An 18,237-nucleotide genomic window follows, 5' to 3' on the forward strand; every position below is an offset into this window, starting at 1 on the left:
TCATGTTGCAAGAAGCGTTGGAACACCTGGTCCGAGGGATCGTTGATTATCCCGAGGACGTACAGGTTGACCTCCGTGAAAACCGCCGTGGCGAGCTTCTCGAAGTGCGAGTAAATCCCGACGATCTCGGCCGTGTTATAGGCCGAAAAGGTCGGACCGCCAATGCCCTGCGCGCTGTCGTTGACGGGCTGGCCGGATACTCGGTGCGAGTAGACGTGGTTGACACGGACCGTCGTCACTAAAAGCAGAGATGACCTCGAGGGTTCCTAGAACACCGATCACATTGTTCTAGGAACCCTCGGTGTTTTAACATGACAACCACCCAGCACCAGCAGGTACTAAGGAGCAAGAATCGGCATGGCCCAGGAAAAGCTAGACGGGCTCGTGAGAGTGGCCCGGATCGGCAAACCCCACGGCATTAAAGGCGACGTCACCGTTCAGATCTTCACAGACACCCCAGAAACTCGTTTTGTTCCCGGCGCGGTGCTCACCGTGGATCATGGAAAAAAAGACTCGCCATTAGCTGGTAGCCTGACGGTCAACAACGCCCGCTGGAATAAGCATATTTTGCTCCTGTCCTTCGAAGAGATCAGCGACCGGAACCAGGCCGAACAGTACCGTAATTGCCAGCTCTATGCTGAACCGGAAGACCTGGAAGACGATGATGATGCGTGGTACGCCGAAGACTTAGCGGACTTTACGGTCAAACTCGACTCTGTTGAGGGTGAGACGATCGGTACCATCTCGGACCTGATCCCTGGGGAGGCCCAGGACTTGCTCGAAGTCACACGCACCAACGGCACGACAAACCTCGTACCCTTCGTGGTCGAAATCGTTCCGGAGATCGACGTGGACCAACAACTGGTGATCCTCACCCCGCCTGCTGGCTTATTGGAACTGGGACAGGACTAACCCCGATGCGCATCGACATTATTAGCATCTTTCCCGAGTTTTTCGAGGTCCTGGACGTCTCGCTGATCGGTAAAGCCCGCCACAAGGGCCTGCTGGAGATTCATGTCCATGATCTCAGGGACCAGACCACCGACCGGCATCGCACCGTGGACGATACACCCTACGGTGGTGGGGCTGGAATGGTCATGAAACCGGAGCCGTGGGCACGTGCTCTGGAAGAAGTGGCATCCCACGGCAAACACCTGGGCTATGGCACACCGCATTTAGTGATCCCGACTCCGTCCGGGGAGGTTTTCGCTCAACCCACCGCCGCGACCCTAGCGGACTGCGAACATCTGGTTTTTGCCTGCGGACGCTATGAGGGCATCGATGAACGAGTGTTTGAGTGGGCTGAAGAACTCTTCGAAGTGCACCTTGTGTCCTTGGGCGACTATGTGCTCAATGGGGGAGAAGTCGCGACCTTGGCCATGATCGAAGCTATCGGGCGATTGATTCCTGGAGTGGTAGGAAACCCTGCGTCGTTGGTGGAAGAATCCCATTCAGATGGGCTCTTGGAATATCCTGTCTACACCAAACCCGCCACGTGGCGGGGACGAGAGGTCCCCGAGGTACTTCTTTCCGGAGATCACGGCAAAGTCGACGCGTGGCGTTTAGCACAAGCTGAGGAACGAACCAAGAGTCGCAGACCTGATTTATGGAAAATCCGCAAGGATCTGGCATAATAGATACTCGTGCCCGCTGGGTCCGCTGTCTGCCGCGGGGGATAGCGTACCGCCTGTGTGCACCGGGACAACCCTCAACAAGGGTGTCTCGAAATTTCCATCGCAAGACGTCAAGAGCTTGCTGTATGACGTGGGTGACCTGCGGCGTCCCACCAGGAGAGATCCATGAACATCTTAGATCAGCTCGATGCAAAGTCGAAGCGCAACGACATTCCTGATTTCCAGGCCGGCGACACCGTCGCTGTTCACGTGAACATTATCGAGGGTAAGACCCAGCGTGTTCAGGTTTTCGAAGGCTACGTTCTGGGCCGTCAGGGCTCGGGCCTGCGCGAAACCTTCACCGTGCGCAAGACGTCCTTCGGCGTCGGTATTGAACGCAAGTTCCCGTTGCACTCTCCCGTGATCGACAAGATCGAGGTCAAGAAGCGCGGTGACGTGCGTCGTGCCAAGCTGTACTACATGCGCGATCGTCACGGTAAGGCTGCTCGTATTCCCGAGAAGCGCGTTGACTCCTAGTCAGCGCTGATCAGTAGCTTGTCCTGACGGTGACACAGCAGAACCAGCAACGGACCGTGAGCCCTCGTGATGGCTCGCGGTCCGTTGCTGTGTCGGGGGGAGCCAAAGCCCTGATGTGGGGGCTGATTTTCGTGCTGGTGGTGGTGCTGGCGATCGTGTTCACCTTGCGCTGGTGGTTTAGCGACTCGTACGTGATTCCTTCTGAGTCCATGGAACCCGGACTGCAAGTCGGAGAGCGTATTTGGATCGACCCGGACTACTACGAGCACCATCCGGTAGAGCGCGGAGATGTGGTGGTCATCGATGCTCAAGGCTCATTTACCCCCTATCAACCGGAACAACCGTTCCAGGACGTGCTCGAAAGCGTGGGAGCATGGATCGGCATCGCCCCGAGTCGTGACAACGTGGTCAAAAGAGTGATTGGCATCAGCGGAGACCGGGTCACCTGCTGCACCGCGAACGGTCGCATCGAAATCAACGGCCAAGAGCTCCACGAAGAGCACTATCTTGCTGAGCCTGACCGGCCTGCCTCAAGCACAGCGTTTGACGTCACGGTACCCGAAGACAGAGTCTTTCTCCTGGGGGACAACCGGGAATCCTCCCTCGATTCTCGGGATTTGCTGGGTGCCCCCGGTGGTGGCATGGTGCACAATGAACGCGTGCTAGGACCTGTTCGAACTTCCAGAGAGTAGAGTAAATCCACGATGAGCAAATTAGACAAGGACGTTGATCTGAACGAGCAGTCCGATGATGTTGCATACCAGGGTGATGACCGCCAAGACGCACCGAGTCTGGGACGTCGTATCTGGGTCAATGTGCGAGAAATCCTCATTATTGTCGTCGCTGCTCTCGTCCTGTCTTTTATCATCAAAACCTTCTTCTTCCGGGCCTTCGTGATTCCCTCCGGATCAATGGAGAACACTCTGCAAGTCAATGACCGGATCTTCGTCAACCTCATGGTTCCCGGGGTGGCCGACCTGAAACGCGGTGATATCGTCGTGTTCGAAGATACGCAGGGCTGGCTCCCGCCGGTTGACGACGACAGCAACGTCTTTGAGACTGTGTTCGAAGGCGTTGGTCTCCTCCCAAATTCCTCAGAACAGCACCTGGTGAAACGTATCATCGGCATGCCTGGCGATCACGTCACCGTCGATGAACAAACCCGCAAGATTCAAGTCAACGGGGAGATCATTGACGAGCCCTACGTGTATCCGGGTGCCTCGGGATCCGACCAAGACTTCGACGTCACCGTGCCTGAAGGCAAGCTCTGGGTGATGGGCGATCACCGCAATGCCTCGGGAGACTCCCGAGCCCACCAGGAAGGGCCCAACGACGGATTCGTTAACGTCGATGATGTGGTCGGACGTGCTGAGGTCATTGCCTGGCCCATTGACCGGTGGGGCCCGGCCGGGTCGAATGACGAACCTTTCAACGACGTGCCTGAACCCTAATGGTTGCCGACGCTAGCTTCGCGACAGAACGTCAGCTCGCCGCCGACGAAAGTACCCACCGGCCCGACCACTATCCCAAAGACACCATCCTGGTGGCCGGCATGGACGAAGTCGGACGCGGTGCGCTGGCTGGGCCAGTAACAGTGGGAATCAGTGTTGTTTCCCCATTCACCACGCTCCTCATCCCGGGGTTGCGGGATTCCAAGATGCTGTCTGCCCGACGTCGAGAAACTCTCTCAGACACGATTCACACATCGTGGATGGTGGGCATCGGCCACGCCGAGCCGGCAGAATTTGACCGGTGGGGGATCAACGCCGCGCTGGCGGTCGCCGGGTACCGGGCCTGGTATGACCTGGTGAGGCGACATCACCGGGTGCCCGATGTGCTAATCCTGGATGGAAAATTCAACTGGCTGTTAAGCCTGCCGGTCGAGGTCGCTGAGGAACAGCGGCATCTCCCGGATGAGCTTCGAGTACATCTACAGGTCAAGGCCGACCGGGACTGTGCGAGTGTGGCTGCCGCATCCATTGTGGCCAAGGTCTGTCGCGACCGACTGATGACCGAGGCTGATGCGTTCTACCCCGACTACGGCTGGTCTCATAACAAAGGATATGGCTCGGCACAGCATCGCCAAGCACTGCGCGACCAGGGCATCTCTCCGTATCATCGGCGGAGCTGGCATCTGATTCCGGCAGCACATCGTCAAGACACACTGCTGTAGGATTGGAGAAGTTGCGCAGAATGTATTCGGCCGTCGAGCGTGATCGCAGCCTCGCCGGTGTCGTATCCGCTACGCCTCGCCCCGGGGTAGCCAGGATTACCTATGATGGAGATATGCACGACTCCGAGGACGATCTTGAAGAATACCATGCCACCCAGGAGCTCAACCTCTACAGAGAGTACCGAGACGTTCTGCACCTGTTTACACACATCGTTGAAACCGAACGGCGGTTCTATTTAACGAACCACGTGGAGCTCACCACGGTGGAGGACAAGGGGCAAACTTACTTCGAGGTCTACATTGAGGATGGGTGGGTCTGGGATGTGTTCCGTCCCAACAGGTTTATTCATAACGCTCGCGTGGTCTCGTTCAAAGACGTCAATATCGAAGAGTTGCCAGATCAGGATCTCGACGTGAGTACGCAGGTCGGACTGGGTCCCGAATCGTGTGCTTAGTCTCGTGGTGTGTTCCTGGTGGTCTTCTGGGGGCGTCGTTGTTGTCCACAGGTGGTGGGTCGTGTTGTGATTGTCCACAGAAATTCACCAGGTACTGAGCTGATTCTGCGGGGATTTCACACTGGTTGTGGAGGTGCAATCAGTGAGAAACTCTCAAACATCGCAGACACAACGCAACCCAAAACGTCACCGCGATCGCCGGTCCTTTGGTACACACGGTGAAGAATTAGCAACACAGCTTCTGGTAAAACGTGGTTACACCATCCTGGAAAGGCAGTGGCGGTCACGTGAGGGTGAAATCGATATTATCGCCGTGGCTGGTGGCGACCTGGTGGCCGTGGAAGTCAAAACCCGTGGTGGGATCGGTTTCGGTTCCGCCGAGCAGGCGCTCACTGCGTACCAACTTCGTCGCATTCAGCGAGCTCTGCTGAGTTACCGGGCCCAACATCCTCAGCTTCAGTACACTCCGGTACGGGTTGATCTGCTTGCCATCACTGTGGGCACGCAACGTCAGCACGAGGCGCGGTTGTTCCAGGACGTGATGCTATGAACTCCGAATATGACAACAACCCTGCGCCGGCTACTGCGGACGCGGTCCTGGACTCCATGGTGTTGAATGTGACTGAACCAGCACGCATCGGGCGTACCTACGCGATGGCGCTCAGTGGCCTGCACGGGGAACTGGTTACTGTTGAAGCAGATATCGGGGGAGCGCTGCCCGGATTTACTCTGGTGGGCCTACCCGATCAGTCACTGAACGAAGCGAAAGATCGTATTCGTGCAGCAGCACGAAATTCGGGAATGCCGATCACCCGACGGCATCTGACGGTGAACCTCACTCCCGCTGGACTACACAAGAGCGGACCACTGTTCGATTTGGCCATCGTTATGGCAGCCTATGGCGCCGAGTATCGGGTCAACGATGAAACCGGGCCGGTGTTTCTGGCTGCTTTAGGTCTCGATGGAACCTTGCAGCACGTTCCAGGACTGCTGGCAGCGGTACTCGCTGCACAAAAGGCCGGGTTTGACACAGTTGTCGTGGCCGAGGCCTCGAAGAAAGAGGCCGAACTAGTGTCCGGGGTGACCGTGTTGTCGTATCGTCATCTCAGCGCGGTTTTGGAGGATTTCGGTGCCGCTGTCCGAAGTGAGAATTTTGATGTGTTCACCGCATCGGCCCCGGACGCAACAATGCAGGAACCTGATCGGCAGGATGAGCTGGACTTCGCAGAAGTTGCCGGGCAACACCACGCACGCTGGGCACTGGAAGTCGCCGCTGCTGGCGGGCACCATCTGCTGTTTCAAGGACCTCCGGGATCAGGCAAAACCATGCTCGCCCAACGCTTACCGACGATCCTGCCACACCTGGACGAAAAGGTCTCACTGGAAACGACCGCGATTCACTCGCTGGCCTCCTCACAGGCCAAGGTGATCGCTAGCATCACGACACCACCTTTTCAGGCCCCGCACCACACTGCTTCACTAGCGTCCGTGATTGGGGGCGGAACCCGGCAGGCCCAACCAGGCGCTATCTCGTTAGCTCACGGCGGGGTGCTATTTCTCGACGAAGCACCTGAATTTGACCGACGCGTCCTCGAAGCTTTGCGTGAGCCACTGGAAAACCGTCACATCGAATTATCCCGACTCCGTCATAACGTCATCTATCCCGCCTCATTCCAGTTGCTTCTGGCAGCCAACCCGTGTCCGTGTGGGTGGGGATATGCCGGATCACGCCAATGCTCCTGCACATCCGCTGTCAGACGACGGTACAACGCGCGACTGTCGGGACCTCTTTTGGACCGCATTGACATCCTCGTCGGGTTGCACCCGGTGACATCCCGCGACCTAAACCGTCGCGGGATGCAGCCGGAGTCATCCGCCACGATTCGCCAACGGGTTTTGGCAGCCCGCGCTCGCCAAGCCGAGCGACTAAAAGGCACGGGCATCTGCGTCAATGCTGAGATGAACCAACGCTTACTCCATCACCCATCGCTGAGCGTTAGCCCCTCGGCTCGGGCGATACTCGACAGGAGCCTGGACCGCGGTGAGATCACCGCACGTGGGTATTCACGTATCCTCAAAGTCGCCTGGACCTTGGCCGACCTAGCAGAACAAACCCATCCCGGAGTTGACGAAATCGACATGGCCTTCCATCTTAAACTGTGGGGGAGCGAACATGACCGGTAGCCAGGGCATCTTCAGCGAGGAAGAGCTCGAGCAGATCGCCTTCGCTCGGGCTGGACTGACCCAAATCATTGAGCCAGCAGATGCACTCGCCACACAGATCATCACTGTGGTCGGTCCCCTGCGTGCAGCGGAATTCGTGCAAGGGTCCGCCCCGACTCACCAGGAATGGGCGCATCTGGTGGAAGGCTTCGACGACCTCGGGCTGAGAGGAAAGAGCACGAGAAAGCTTCGCGAGATCCTGTCTCGCTGGAAAGACAAACGGGATAATTATCGTCCGGCAGCCATATTGCCAGACTTTCGGCGCAACGGGGGTGGTTTCCTCATTCCGGAGGACCACCGCTGGCCGGTCGCGCTCAACCGTCTGGATCACACCACCCCGGTGGCGCTGTGGACACGAGGACCGGGGCAGATCCCTTCTCACTCACACTCGGTCGCCGTTGTCGGCAGTAGAGAAATCTCCCCGTACGGACGGAGGGTAACCGAGGAGTTCGTGAGCCTGCTGCGGCACAAACAGCGCACTATTATCTCCGGAGGCGCCTACGGTGTGGACGCCCTAGCGCATCGAACAGCCTTGGCAACAGACAGTGGCCAGAAGGCTCCCATCTCGACCATGGCCGTCATGGCCGGAGGATTAGATCAGTATTATCCATCTGGAAACCAAGAGTTACTGGCCGATATCGCGCGCACCGGAGTGCTGATCAGCGAGCTCCCACCCGGTGCCAGACCCAACCGGTACCGATTCTTGAATCGAAATCGACTGATCGCTGCGCTGAGCTCCCTGGTGTTGATACCGGAATCCCGCTGGAGATCCGGAGCCCAAAACACCGCTCACCATGCGCTGGAGATGGGTATTTCTGTGGCGGTCGTGCCTGGATCTATTCATTCGGCAGCCTCGGCAGGTTGCCACCGGCTATTATCCGAAACTCCAGCCACGATCGTCTTTGATCACCACTCGCTCACTGAGATGCTGGACGATATCGGGCCGGTCACACCAGTCGTACCAGCAGATCAGGAATCTCATTGCCGGTACAGTGACGTTTTAGATCAGCAGCTGTCTTACGAACAACTCATCCTTTATGACGCGCTACCACTGCGACGCTATGCCGCAATGGACGAAATCTGTGCAGCCAGCGGACTCAGTGCCCGCGAAGTTGCCCGGAACCTTCCGAAACTGTCTCGCGCCGGCTTAGTTCATGAACGGCACAGGCAATATCAAGCGCAACGGGTGGCCATGTCCTCGTCACAGTGAGCTCGCCAACGTGGCAGAGTAGAGGCATGAGCGGTTCCGGGCAGTCCACACTCCACATCACCGACGAACAGTGGATCGAGGAGTTCTGTGACTATCTACACTTTGAACTCAATCGGTCGCCAAATACCGTCACGGCTTACCGCAGTGATTTATACGCTTTAGCGCAGTATTGTGCGACCCAGCGGGCAAAACAGACCACGACACCGCAGTCCGCCGTGTTACCGGATATGGAACTCTCAGACCTGCGAGAGTGGTTAGCTCACCTGCACCGGCAGCATCATTCTCGAGCGAGTATCGCGCGCAAAACAGCATCAGTCCGCCGGTTCTTCGGTTGGGCCAAACGGCAGGGCCTCATTGAGCACGACCCAGCGCTACGTCTACGGGCCCCCAAGAAGCAACAACATTTGCCTGCGGCTCTCACCCAAACTCAAACCAGCCAACTGTTGGACCAGATGGGAGCACCCGCTCCAAACGAAACGGGAGAACACTCAGCAGCATCCCACGCCTGCACCCCCACCCAACAGGCTGTTGAATTGCGAGATATCGCCATGATGGAACTACTGTACGCGACCGGAATGCGCGTGGCCGAACTCGCCGACCTGAACATTGCCGATCTCGACACCGCTCAGAACACCGTGCGGGTCACTGGGAAAGGGCGCAAACAACGCGTCGTTCCACTGACCCAGTCTGCGCTAGACGCAACTGCCCGCTGGCGTGAACAGGGCCGACCCCACCTCGTGAAAGCCTCGACACCGGTCGAGGCCCTTTTTCTGGGCGCTCGCGGTGGTCGTATCGGTGTCCGTCAGGTTCGAGAGATGGTCGATCGTCATTTACGAGCCCTTGGATCGACTTCGGCGTCAGGGCCACACGTTTTGCGACACTCCGTGGCCACACACCTGCTCGATGGTGGTGCAGACCTTCGTTCCGTTCAAGAATTGCTGGGACATTCATCATTACAGACGACTCAGCTCTATACACATATCTCCATCGAACGGCTACGCGATGGATATCGTCAAGCTCACCCTCGGGCCTAAATAATCGTGGCGAACGCCGAGCTGGAGTCCTTCCAGCCAATAGTGCATAATGGAAGAGGAATGTCATTTAACGTGGCATAACAACCTCAGAAGATATTTTCCGGTCGTAGGGGAAGACGTACCAGAAAATATGGAGGGTGGTTATGTCTTTACCAATGGCTAATGGCGTGTTGTACGTCCATTCCGCACCAGCAGCGCTCTGCCCGCATATCGAGTGGGCGGTCGGCGCCGTTCTTGGTGCCCAAGAAAAAATGGATTGGGTGCCACAACCGGCCGCGCCGGGAACCTACCGCACCGAAATCAACTGGCGTGCGGAGCAGGGTAGTGGCGCAAAGCTTGCCTCATCACTGCGCGGGTGGGCTCATTTGCGTTATGAAATTACTGAAGAAGCTTCAGAAGGTTCCGACGGGTCCCGGTGGTCTCACACGCCCGAACTGGGCATTTTCCACGCCACCACCGATGTGACGGGCAACATCATGGTGTCCGAAGACCGAATCCGTTTTGCCTACGAGCAGGCAGCAGGAGAACCATCCGCGGTCTATCACGAGCTCAGCCTGGCTCTCGGGGAGGCGTGGGACGAAGAACTCGAGCCATTCCGTCAAGCAACCGACGGGGCCAATGTCCGCTGGTTGCACGAAGTCGGCTAAGTCAGCCTTCTACCCTCCTCCATACAGTTCAGCCCGGGTCCGTCACGGACCCGGGCTGAACTGTTCGTCGGTCTTTGTCGTGGGGCCTTAGATGCTACGGAAGGCCACCACAGCATTGTGGCCACCGAATCCGAAGGAGTTCGAAATGGCCAGGCGCTGGCCTTCAGGAAGGGTCGTTTCGTCCGTGACCACATGGAACGGGATGTCCGGGTCCTGGTTTTCCAAATTGATAGTGACCGGTAGCTGACGATCGGCCAAAGCTTTCACGGTCAACACCGATTCGATGGCACCTGAAGCACCCAACAGGTGACCGGTCTGAGACTTGGTGGCCGAGACGGGAATTTCGCAGATGCGGTCACCGAATACCGAGGCTAAGGCCAAGTACTCGGGCTTGTCGCCAACAGGCGTTGAGGTGGCGTGGGCGTTGATGTGAATAACGTCATGCGGTGAAGCCTGAGCGGACTCCAGAGCCTCCCAGACCGCGCGGGAGGCTCCCAGACCTTCGGGCTCGGGCGCGGTGATGTGGTGCGAATCGGAGGTCACACCGGTACCGGCCAGCTCGGCATAGACGCGTGCCCCACGAGAGGTAGCGTGGTCTTCGGACTCGATTACCAAAGTGCCGGCTCCCTCACCCAGGACAAAGCCGTCACGGTCAACGTCGTACGGGCGAGAAGCAATCTGGGGGTTGTCATTGCGCTTGGATAGCGCCTGCATGGCAGCGAAGCCGGCCACCGGCAACGGGTGGATCGCGGCTTCAGAACCACCGCAGACCACCACATCGGCTGCCCCAGAACGGATCAGGTGCAGAGCCTGGTCGAGCGCTTCGGTGCCGGAAGCGCACGCAGACACGGTGGTGCGAGCTCCAGCTTCTGCGTTGAGCTCCAGCGAGATCATGGCCGCGGCGGCGTTGGGCATCAACATTGGCACAGTCATCGGCATCACCCGACGTGGCCCACGCTCCCGCAAGGCGTCCCAGCTCGACAGCAGTGTCCAGACCCCGCCAATTCCGGTACCGTAGGCAACCGCCAGTCGTTGCGGATCTAGCTCAACATCAGTCAACCCGGCGTCAGCCCAGGCCTCGCGGGTAGCAACCATGGCGTACTGCGTGGTGGGATCCATGCGCTTGAGCTCGACACGGGAGAGCTTGTCTGCGGGATCATCGGACAGGGTGCAGGCGAAGTGCACCGGGAGATTATATTCTTCGACCCAATCTTCTTCGATGGTGCGGGCGCCTGAGGTTCCGGCCAGAGCGTTGGCCCAGAACGTCGGAACGTCGCCACCAATAGGCGTGGTGGCACCGAGACCGGTGATCACAGCTTTGCGAGTCATGCTTTCAGCCTTTTATCTTCTGCAGGGCCGAAGACCACTGCCTTCGGCCACTAAATCGGTCGGTGTAGGTGTGTGGGCGGCCACAAGGGGCACCTATGCGACAGCCTCCGGGTGCGGCCCTAAGACGTGCCATGTCGTGAAACAGACGTGACAGGGGCATGTCTTAGGACCGCTCCAGAATGCTCATGGGTGCGATCAGCGACCGCGAGAGTGTGTCCTGGTGAGTCTTAGCTCTGAGCTTGAACGATGTAGTCGACGGCATCCTGGACGGTCTTGAGGTTCTTGACTTCCTCGTCTGGGATCTTCACGTCGAACTTCTCTTCAGCGTTGACCACGATGGTCATCATCGAGATGGAGTCGATGTCCAGGTCATCGGTGAAGGACTTGTCCAGCTGGATCTCTTCAGTCTCCAAGCCGGTCTCCTCGTTGACGATCTCAGCCAGTCCAGCCAGAACTTCTTCCTTGTTAGCCATGAGCAATACTCCTTTTCACAACGTTGGCGTGTTTGTCAGCGGTGGTCTGTCGTCAGATGGGAAGACAACCCGACGGCTCAAAGCCTTAGGGCAGTCGAACCACCTGGGCGCCGTAGACCAAACCGGCGCCAAAACCTATCTGTAGGGCCAAGCCTCCGGACAGCTCGGGCTGTTCTGTTAGCAACCGGTGCATGGCCAGCGGGATCGAGGCTGCCGAGGTGTTGCCCGCATCGGCAATGTCTCGGGCGATAGCCACGGTATCGGGCAGATCTAGTTGTTTAGCGAACTCGTCAATGATACGCATATTGGCTTGATGGGGGATGAACGCCGCCAAGTCATCAACGGTCACCCCAGCTGCGGTCAAGGCATCGTGAGCAGCATCGGACATCGACCACACAGCCCACCGGAAGACCGAGGGGCCGTTCTGGCGCAGTGTCGGCCAGAGCTTATCGTCTCGATCAACGATCTCGGAGGCATCAGCGTGCTTCTGGGCCTTTTCCAGGGCGTCGCGAACATCCAGCATCGAGTGGGTCATGTGAATGGTGTCCCATCGGGAACCATCAGCACCCCACACAGACCGACCGATGCCCGGTTCCTCGCTCGGACCCACGATCACAGCGCCGGCCCCGTCGCCGAGAATAAAGGAGATCGACCGGTCGGTCTCATCGATAATGTCAGAGAGTTTTTCGGCACCAATGACCATCACATGGTCGGCTGCTCCGGACCGGATCAGGGCATCTGCCTGGGCCACACCGTAGCAGTAGCCAGCACAGGCGGCTGAAATGTCGTAGGCCGGAGCCGGGTTGGCGCCGATGTTGTCGGCGACCTTGGCTGCCGCTGAGGGGGTCGCGAAGGGGAAAGTCACTGTGGAGATGATGACCGCATCGATTTGGTCACCGGTCATTCCGGCCGATGTCAAGGCGTCTTCGGCTGCGGCGGTGGCCATATCAACCACGGAGGTCTCAGCATCAGCGCGGTGGCGGGTGATGATCCCGGTGCGTTGCCGAATCCATTCGTCCGAGGAGTCGATAGGCTCAACGATATCGTCGTTGGGGACCACCAAAGTGGGACGGTAGGCGCCGACTGAGAGAATCCGGCTACCTGCTCGAAGAGCCGATTGCTTCAGGGTCACTGTACTCATCTGATCATCCTTCAACTGCAGCACCGAGGTGCTCGGCGATAAATTCTTGGGCGGGTTCGAGGTCCTCGGGTGTCTTAATAGCCAGAGTCTTGACGCCCTTCAGCCCGCGCTTGGCGAGGCCGGTGAGGGTACCGGCGGGCAACAGCTCGATCAGTCCGGTGACGCCGGCATTTCGCAAGCTCTCCTGGCACAGATCCCACCGCACCGGGCGGATCAGCTGGGACACCAGTCGGTCCAGTACCTCTGTGCCATCCGTGACTTCTTGGCCATCGCGGTTGGACAACAGGCGCACGGTGGGATCGGCGGGAGACAAGGTGTCGGCGAAGTCATGCAATCCGGCCACGGCTGGTTTCATGTAATCGGTGTGGAACGCTCCGGCGACCTTCAGCGGGATGACCCGGGTTTTATCGAGCGGGTCATCGGCCAGGGCCTGGAGATTTGCTTCGGCACCGGCGGCCACGATCTGGCCACCACCGTTGACATTGGCCGGGGTGAGGTCGTGGGCGCGGATATGGGCGCTGACCTCCTCCGGGTCACCGCCAATCACCGCGGCCATGCCGGTCGGGGTCGTCGCAGCAGCTGTAGCCATACCAGCGGCGCGGACCTTGATGAAATTCAGGGCGTCGGATTCGGTCAGCACCCCGGCCAGGGCACTGGCGGTCACTTCACCCACGGAGTGTCCGGCGGTGATCCAGCCGGAGGGATCCAGACAGCTGAGGTTCAGGGCGCGTGCGGTAATCAGTCCGGCAGCAACAATCAGGGGTTGGGCCACGGCGGTGTCTTTGATGGTCTGTTCATCTGAGACCGTTCCGTGGGCGAGCAGATCAATGCCGGTTGCCTCAGAGTAGGTGCCCAGACGTTCGCGGGTATCCCCCAGTTCCAGCCAGTCTGTCAGGAATCCTGGGGTTTGAGAACCTTGTCCGGGGCACACAATTGCAAGCATAGATTCAACTCTCCCAAACTCGACGACGATTCACAGGCGAGACACAGCACGAAGCTCACACCACACTATTGTAGGAAACCTACAAACCACGGTCGAGGTATCAATGTCGGCCGAGTGCGCGGTGATCAGTATTCACGCGATGTATTCGCCTCCATGAGTCTACCGGTTGCCAGCGCAATTTGTAGGACATATGCATCTCGAGGGTTCAGGGGATCTTTGCCAGTTAGCTTCGCGATCCGACGTAAGCGGTACCGAACGGTATTGACGTGAATGAACATATCGCGGGCGGTGGCTTCCAAGGAGTGACCCAGCCGTAAATAGCTGTCCAATGTTGAGATCATGGCCGCGCCGGCAGTTTTCAGCGGCTGGTAGTAGAACCGCACGAGCAGTCGTTGGGCTCTGGCGTCACGGTTCAACACGCGTTCTGCTAACAGCTCAGAGGCCGCAATCGGGCGCTGGGCCCCCGGGTAGGCCGGAGCCGCGTGGAATCCGGCGATCGCTTCGTGGGCGGCGTGGTGGACCTCGCGGAGTGAATCAACCGGGGAGGAGTAAATCACGGGACCGTCTCCAAAGAAGGGCGTGAACCGTTCGATGAGGTCGTGACGTCCTTCTGCCGAGCCCAGCACGAGGAGCATTTGCTCGGAGAAAACACCCACCAAGGCCTCCACGCGGGCCCGGGTGGCGGTTTGGCGTAGCTGCGGTAGGACCGCCGGTTGGTTTTCCGACGGGGTATTACCGGCGATTACCAGGATGCCACTGGTGGCCCGCCAGCCCAGGGCGGCAGCTCGTGATTGGATTTCTTCGGGGTTCTCACCGCGCAGCACCGAGTCGAGTAGTAGTGCTTCCAGACGGGTGTCCCAGGCTCCGCGCTTCTCGGCAGCCCTGGCGTAGACGTCAGCCAAGGCGAAGGCGATCTCTCGGGAGTAACGCAAGACCGCTTCTCGGATGGTGCTCCGGTCGGATTCGGCGACCGCGGTGGGCAGGTGAGTTTCCACCGTGTCCAGGATGGATCGCAAGAGCTGGGAGGCTCGTCGCAAATTCACGGTACGAGACAGTTCCACCGGTGCATTGGCGAACACCGATGCGAGCACCCGGTTCATCTGATTAGCCGGGCGGGGCTGGTCGGTGGCGAACCAGTCGATGAAGGCCTGCAAGCCTTGTTGGGCGATAGCTCCCAACGAGGCACGTTGTTCGGCTTCCAACTCGCGATACCAGCTCAAATCGGTTTCCAGCTGCCGCAAGATGCTGGTTTTCAACACGCCGACCTGGCTGGAGAGCTCTTTGAGGGCTTCCTCCGACAGCGTCGGTGGTCGTCTCGCAGACGATTGGTGGTCGGTCTCGTTGGTGTTCTCACGCATGAGTTTGAGTTAGGTGATGTGGTGTCTGTGCTATGTCTGTGCGGTTGCTGATCGGGACGGGTGCCGGAACCGAATAAATCGGTGCCAACGGCGGATCTGCGTCTTCCCAGACGGGCGTGCCCCGGTCTGCGCACGACAGCTCGGTGGCCACCACGGCAGTTCCGGGGCACAACGCCGGGGAAGTTCGCGCAGGGCAGGGGCTTGTTAGGCGTCTCCTCCGGCGGTACCGGTGGTGCCGGCAGCGACATCATCAATCCGGTACTGGGCGAAAGCCTGGGCGGTCGTGCCCTCGGGCACCTCGCCAGTGGCTTCGAGTTCCTTCAGAGCGCGCACCACGGTTGAATGAGCGTCAATCGTGAAGTACCGACGTGCCGCGGCCCGAGTGTCGGCAAAGCCGAAGCCATCAGCGCCCAACACGGCGAACCGGTTGGGGATGTAGGGGCGTAGCTGGTCGGGCAACAGGGTGACGTAGTCGGTGGTGGCCACGATCGGACCGTCGACGTCCTGGAGCACCTGGGTGATATATGGCACCTGGTCCTGCTCATCGGGATGCATAAAGTTGTAGTGCTCGGTGGCCACGGCCTCGCGACGTAGCTCCGTCCAGGACGGCACCGACCACACATCTGCGGAGACCCCCCAGTCATCAGCCAGCAACTCGGCGGCTTCAATGACCCAGGGCAGGGAGACACCCGAGCCGAAGAGGTTGACCTTCGGGCCACCGTGCTCCGACACCGAGTAACGGTAGATACCCTTCAGCAACGACTCGACGTCGAGGTCTTCGGGCTCTTCGGGGTGCACGATCGGCTCGTTATAGACGGTCAGATAGAAGAGCACGTCACGGTCCAGCGGATCCCCGTCGTGGTCGCCGTACATCACATCCAAACCGTGGCGGACAATGTGGGCGATTTCGTAGGAGAACGCCGGATCGTAGTGGCGGACCGCCGGGTTCGTGGCAGCCAGGATCGGGGAATGGCCGTCCATGTGCTGAGTGCCTTCACCGGTCAGGGTAGTCCGACCGGCGGTAGCCCCAATCATGAAACCACGGGCCAGTTGGTCGGTGGCCGCCCACACCAGATCCCCGGTGCGCTGGAATCCGAACATCGAGTAGAAGATGTAGATCGGAATCATGATCTCGCCGTGGGTGGCATACGAGGTACCCAAGGCGGTCATCGCCCCGGTGGCACCGGCTTCGTTAATACCCACGTGCAACAGCTGGCCCTGGCTTGATTCCTTATAGGACAGAAACAGGTCGCGGTCTACGGCCATATAGTTCTGCCCGCGCGGGTTGTAGATCTTGGCGGTGGGGAAGAAGGAGTCCATCCCGAAGGTGCGGGCCTCATCGGGGATGATCGGAACGATGCGCTGACCGATATTCTTATCGCGCATGATATCCCGAAGCAGACGCACGAAAGCCATCGTGGTCGCCACTTCTTGCTTGCCGGAGCCCTTCCGCGCGTGCTTGTACAGCTTCTCATCGGGCATCGCCAGCTGATCGTAGTTCTCTCGACGCTGTGGCAAGAAACCACCCAGTGCCTCACGGCGCTCCATCATGTATTTGATTTCCGGAGCGTCCGGTCCTGGGTGATAGTAGGGCACGTGGTACGGATCGGCCTCGATCTGCTCATCGGAGATCGGGATCCGGTGACGGTCGCGGAAGACCTTGATGTCCTCCACGGTCAATTTCTTCATCTGGTGGGTTGCGTTACGACCTTCGAAGTGGGTGCCCAGACCATAGCCCTTGATGGTGTGAGCCAAAATCACCGTGGGCTTGCCCTTGAACTTCAGCGCGGCATCATAGGCGGCGTAGACCTTCTTATAGTCGTGACCGCCACGCTTCAGGCCCCAGATCTCATCATCAGACATATCGGCAACCAGTTCCTTGGTGGTCGAAGACCGACCAAAGAAGTGTTCGCGCACAAAGGCGCCATCTTCGGCTTTATAGGTCTGGTAGTCGCCATCGGGGGTTTCATTCATGATGCGCACCAGTTCGCCGGTGTCGTCGGCTTCTAATAGCGGATCCCATTCACGACCCCACAACACCTTGATCACGTTCCAGCCGGCACCGTGGAAGTAGGCTTCCAGTTCCTGGACGATCTTGCCGTTACCGCGGACCGGGCCGTCGAGACGTTGCAGGTTGCAGTTGATCACAAACGTTAGGTTGTCCAGCTTGTCGTTGGCTGCAATATGCAAAGCACCGCGGGATTCAGGCTCATCCATTTCGCCATCGCCCAAGAACGCCCACACGTGCTGCTCCGAGGTGTCTTTAATACCCCGGTTGTGCAAGTAGCGGTTAACCTGGGCCTGCTGGATTGCATTCAGTGGGCCGATCCCCATCGACACGGTGGGGAACTGCCAGAAGTCCGACATCATCCGCGGGTGAGGGTAGGAGGGTAGCCCGTGGTCGCCCTTTGATTTCTCCTGGCGGAACCCATCTAGATCCTCTTCGGTCAGCCGGCCCTCGAGAAAGGCTCGAGCGTAGTTTCCCGGGGAGGAGTGGCCCTGGAAGAAGACCTGGTCGCCACCACCGGGGTGATCGGGTCCGCGAAAGAAGTGGTTCAAGCCCACTTCGTACAGGGTGGCCTGGCCAGCGTAGGATGAAATGTGGCCACCGACCTCGATGCCTTCACGCTGAGCGTGCTGGACAATCATGGCAGCGTTCCACCGCAAATAGTTACGGTACCGGCGTTCCAGTTCTTCATCGCCGGGATAATCCGGTTCCTGGTCCGCCGGGATGGTGTTGACGTAGTCGGTGGTGGTCACCATGGGAATAGACACCGACTTGGAGCTAGCCCGCTGCAAAAGATTGCGCATGATGTACTCAGCGCGTTCGGTGCCCCGTTCCTCGAGCATTCCGTCAAAAGATTCGATCCAGTCCTGTGTCTCTTGGGGATCCTTATCCGGAACGTTGTCGGTCAATCGATTGCGGATGTGGGAACTTTCTTCAGCTGCGCTCACGTCGTGAACCTCTCTTCATCGGTGGTATCGCCACCACATTGGGTTGCGTCATCACGGTGACCAGATCGCAGACCGGTGGGTGTGCGAGCTGGTGCTGATACTTTCGAGAATACCGCGTGCAGCGGAGTTCAGACACGCTCAGGACG

General features: G+C 58.8%; 19 protein-coding genes. 13 read left to right on the forward strand and 6 right to left on the reverse strand.

The genetic code is table 11. From position 1 onward, the window contains the following. Positions 1-2: 2 nt before the first annotated feature. The 13 genes from DCC25_RS01480 to DCC25_RS01540 all read left to right on the forward strand — a co-directional run bounded on the left by DCC25_RS01480 (position 3) and on the right by DCC25_RS01540 (position 9,892). Entirely contained in the window at positions 3-242 is a 240-nt protein-coding gene (locus DCC25_RS01480; RefSeq protein WP_110100351.1) for an RNA-binding protein, read from the forward strand. A 115-nt stretch (positions 243-357) separates the two neighbouring features. Continuing rightward, on the forward strand, positions 358-912 hold the full coding sequence (gene rimM / locus DCC25_RS01485) for a ribosome maturation factor RimM (RefSeq protein WP_110100352.1): 555 nt from the start codon (positions 358-360) through the stop codon (positions 910-912). Between the two features lie 5 nt (positions 913-917). Next, on the forward strand, positions 918-1,634 hold the full coding sequence (gene trmD, locus DCC25_RS01490) for a tRNA (guanosine(37)-N1)-methyltransferase TrmD (RefSeq protein ID WP_110100353.1): 717 nt from the start codon (positions 918-920) through the stop codon (positions 1,632-1,634). Positions 1,635-1,799: 165 nt separating this feature from the next. Then, a complete protein-coding gene (rplS, locus tag DCC25_RS01495; RefSeq protein WP_110099484.1) occupies positions 1,800-2,150 on the forward strand; it encodes a 50S ribosomal protein L19 in 351 nt (116 codons plus the stop codon). 29 nt (positions 2,151-2,179) lie between these two features. Next, entirely contained in the window at positions 2,180-2,842 is a 663-nt protein-coding gene (gene lepB, locus DCC25_RS01500) for a signal peptidase I (protein WP_117328625.1), read from the forward strand. A 12-nt stretch (positions 2,843-2,854) separates the two neighbouring features. After that, positions 2,855-3,601, forward strand: a complete 747-nt coding sequence (gene lepB, locus DCC25_RS01505; protein WP_110100355.1) for a signal peptidase I — start codon at positions 2,855-2,857, stop codon at positions 3,599-3,601. Further along, the gene (locus tag DCC25_RS01510) at positions 3,601-4,323 is read left to right on the forward strand and encodes a ribonuclease HII (protein ID WP_110100356.1); all 723 of its coding nucleotides are present in this window, start codon (positions 3,601-3,603) and stop codon (positions 4,321-4,323) included. The genes lepB (DCC25_RS01505) and DCC25_RS01510 overlap by 1 nt, the downstream gene beginning before the upstream one ends. Before the next feature lie 20 nt (positions 4,324-4,343). After that, on the forward strand, positions 4,344-4,778 hold the full coding sequence (locus DCC25_RS01515) for a DUF2469 family protein (protein WP_320410248.1): 435 nt from the start codon (positions 4,344-4,346) through the stop codon (positions 4,776-4,778). 142 nt (positions 4,779-4,920) lie between these two features. Beyond that, positions 4,921-5,328, forward strand: a complete 408-nt coding sequence (locus tag DCC25_RS01520) for a YraN family protein (RefSeq protein WP_158524699.1) — start codon at positions 4,921-4,923, stop codon at positions 5,326-5,328. Beyond that, positions 5,325-6,962 carry a YifB family Mg chelatase-like AAA ATPase gene (locus DCC25_RS01525; RefSeq protein WP_233487819.1) on the forward strand — a complete coding sequence of 546 codons (1,638 nt, stop codon included), beginning with the start codon at positions 5,325-5,327 and terminating at the stop codon, positions 6,960-6,962. Before DCC25_RS01520 ends, DCC25_RS01525 begins: the two co-directional genes overlap by 4 nt. Beyond that, positions 6,952-8,211: a DNA-processing protein DprA gene (gene dprA / locus DCC25_RS01530; RefSeq protein ID WP_110100358.1), complete on the forward strand. Its 1,260-nt coding sequence runs from the start codon at positions 6,952-6,954 to the stop codon at positions 8,209-8,211. Before DCC25_RS01525 ends, dprA begins: the two co-directional genes overlap by 11 nt. A gap of 26 nt (positions 8,212-8,237) precedes the next feature. Further along, positions 8,238-9,245 carry a tyrosine recombinase XerC gene (locus tag DCC25_RS01535; protein WP_110100359.1) on the forward strand — a complete coding sequence of 336 codons (1,008 nt, stop codon included), beginning with the start codon at positions 8,238-8,240 and terminating at the stop codon, positions 9,243-9,245. A gap of 143 nt (positions 9,246-9,388) precedes the next feature. Further along, positions 9,389-9,892: a DUF3145 domain-containing protein gene (locus tag DCC25_RS01540; protein ID WP_110100360.1), complete on the forward strand. Its 504-nt coding sequence runs from the start codon at positions 9,389-9,391 to the stop codon at positions 9,890-9,892. Positions 9,893-9,979: 87 nt separating this feature from the next. Here DCC25_RS01540 and fabF read toward each other — a convergent pair whose 3' ends face one another. The 6 genes from fabF to aceE all read right to left on the reverse strand — a co-directional run bounded on the left by fabF (position 9,980) and on the right by aceE (position 18,091). Beyond that, complete coding sequence (gene fabF / locus DCC25_RS01545) at positions 9,980-11,221, reverse strand: beta-ketoacyl-ACP synthase II (RefSeq protein ID WP_110100361.1); 1,242 nt, start codon at positions 11,219-11,221, stop codon at positions 9,980-9,982. A 227-nt stretch (positions 11,222-11,448) separates the two neighbouring features. Then, positions 11,449-11,694, reverse strand: a complete 246-nt coding sequence (locus DCC25_RS01550; protein ID WP_110099494.1) for an acyl carrier protein — start codon at positions 11,692-11,694, stop codon at positions 11,449-11,451. 85 nt (positions 11,695-11,779) lie between these two features. Continuing rightward, positions 11,780-12,835: a beta-ketoacyl-ACP synthase III gene (locus DCC25_RS01555; protein ID WP_110100414.1), complete on the reverse strand. Its 1,056-nt coding sequence runs from the start codon at positions 12,833-12,835 to the stop codon at positions 11,780-11,782. 4 nt (positions 12,836-12,839) lie between these two features. Beyond that, positions 12,840-13,778 carry an ACP S-malonyltransferase gene (locus tag DCC25_RS01560; RefSeq protein ID WP_110099495.1) on the reverse strand — a complete coding sequence of 313 codons (939 nt, stop codon included), beginning with the start codon at positions 13,776-13,778 and terminating at the stop codon, positions 12,840-12,842. A 125-nt stretch (positions 13,779-13,903) separates the two neighbouring features. Further along, on the reverse strand, positions 13,904-15,136 hold the full coding sequence (locus DCC25_RS01565; protein ID WP_110100362.1) for a CdaR family transcriptional regulator: 1,233 nt from the start codon (positions 15,134-15,136) through the stop codon (positions 13,904-13,906). Positions 15,137-15,340: 204 nt separating this feature from the next. Then, positions 15,341-18,091, reverse strand: a complete 2,751-nt coding sequence (aceE, locus tag DCC25_RS01570) for a pyruvate dehydrogenase (acetyl-transferring), homodimeric type (protein WP_110100363.1) — start codon at positions 18,089-18,091, stop codon at positions 15,341-15,343. Positions 18,092-18,237: the final 146 nt, after the last annotated feature.

The organism is Auritidibacter sp. NML120636 (assembly GCF_003185945.1).
Lineage (GTDB): Bacteria > Actinomycetota > Actinomycetes > Actinomycetales > Micrococcaceae > Auritidibacter > Auritidibacter ignavus.

Bases quoted from the DNA above. Each gene is read 5' to 3' on its own strand.
- DCC25_RS01480 (WP_110100351.1), top strand. From the start codon at position 3: ATGTTGCAAGAAGCGTTGGAACACCTGGTCCGAGGGATCGTTGATTAT.
- rimM (WP_110100352.1), top strand. From the start codon at position 358: ATGGCCCAGGAAAAGCTAGACGGGCTCGTGAGAGTGGCCCGGATCGGC.
- trmD (WP_110100353.1), top strand. From the start codon at position 918: ATGCGCATCGACATTATTAGCATCTTTCCCGAGTTTTTCGAGGTCCTG.
- rplS (WP_110099484.1), top strand. From the start codon at position 1,800: ATGAACATCTTAGATCAGCTCGATGCAAAGTCGAAGCGCAACGACATT.
- lepB (WP_110100355.1), top strand. From the start codon at position 2,855: ATGAGCAAATTAGACAAGGACGTTGATCTGAACGAGCAGTCCGATGAT.
- DCC25_RS01510 (WP_110100356.1), top strand. From the start codon at position 3,601: ATGGTTGCCGACGCTAGCTTCGCGACAGAACGTCAGCTCGCCGCCGAC.
- DCC25_RS01515 (WP_320410248.1), top strand. From the start codon at position 4,344: ATGTATTCGGCCGTCGAGCGTGATCGCAGCCTCGCCGGTGTCGTATCC.
- DCC25_RS01525 (WP_233487819.1), top strand. From the start codon at position 5,325: ATGAACTCCGAATATGACAACAACCCTGCGCCGGCTACTGCGGACGCG.
- dprA (WP_110100358.1), top strand. From the start codon at position 6,952: ATGACCGGTAGCCAGGGCATCTTCAGCGAGGAAGAGCTCGAGCAGATC.
- DCC25_RS01535 (WP_110100359.1), top strand. From the start codon at position 8,238: ATGAGCGGTTCCGGGCAGTCCACACTCCACATCACCGACGAACAGTGG.
- DCC25_RS01540 (WP_110100360.1), top strand. From the start codon at position 9,389: ATGTCTTTACCAATGGCTAATGGCGTGTTGTACGTCCATTCCGCACCA.
- fabF (WP_110100361.1), bottom strand. From the start codon at position 11,221: ATGACTCGCAAAGCTGTGATCACCGGTCTCGGTGCCACCACGCCTATT.
- DCC25_RS01550 (WP_110099494.1), bottom strand. From the start codon at position 11,694: ATGGCTAACAAGGAAGAAGTTCTGGCTGGACTGGCTGAGATCGTCAAC.
- DCC25_RS01555 (WP_110100414.1), bottom strand. From the start codon at position 12,835: ATGAGTACAGTGACCCTGAAGCAATCGGCTCTTCGAGCAGGTAGCCGG.
- DCC25_RS01560 (WP_110099495.1), bottom strand. From the start codon at position 13,778: ATGCTTGCAATTGTGTGCCCCGGACAAGGTTCTCAAACCCCAGGATTC.
- DCC25_RS01565 (WP_110100362.1), bottom strand. From the start codon at position 15,136: ATGCGTGAGAACACCAACGAGACCGACCACCAATCGTCTGCGAGACGA.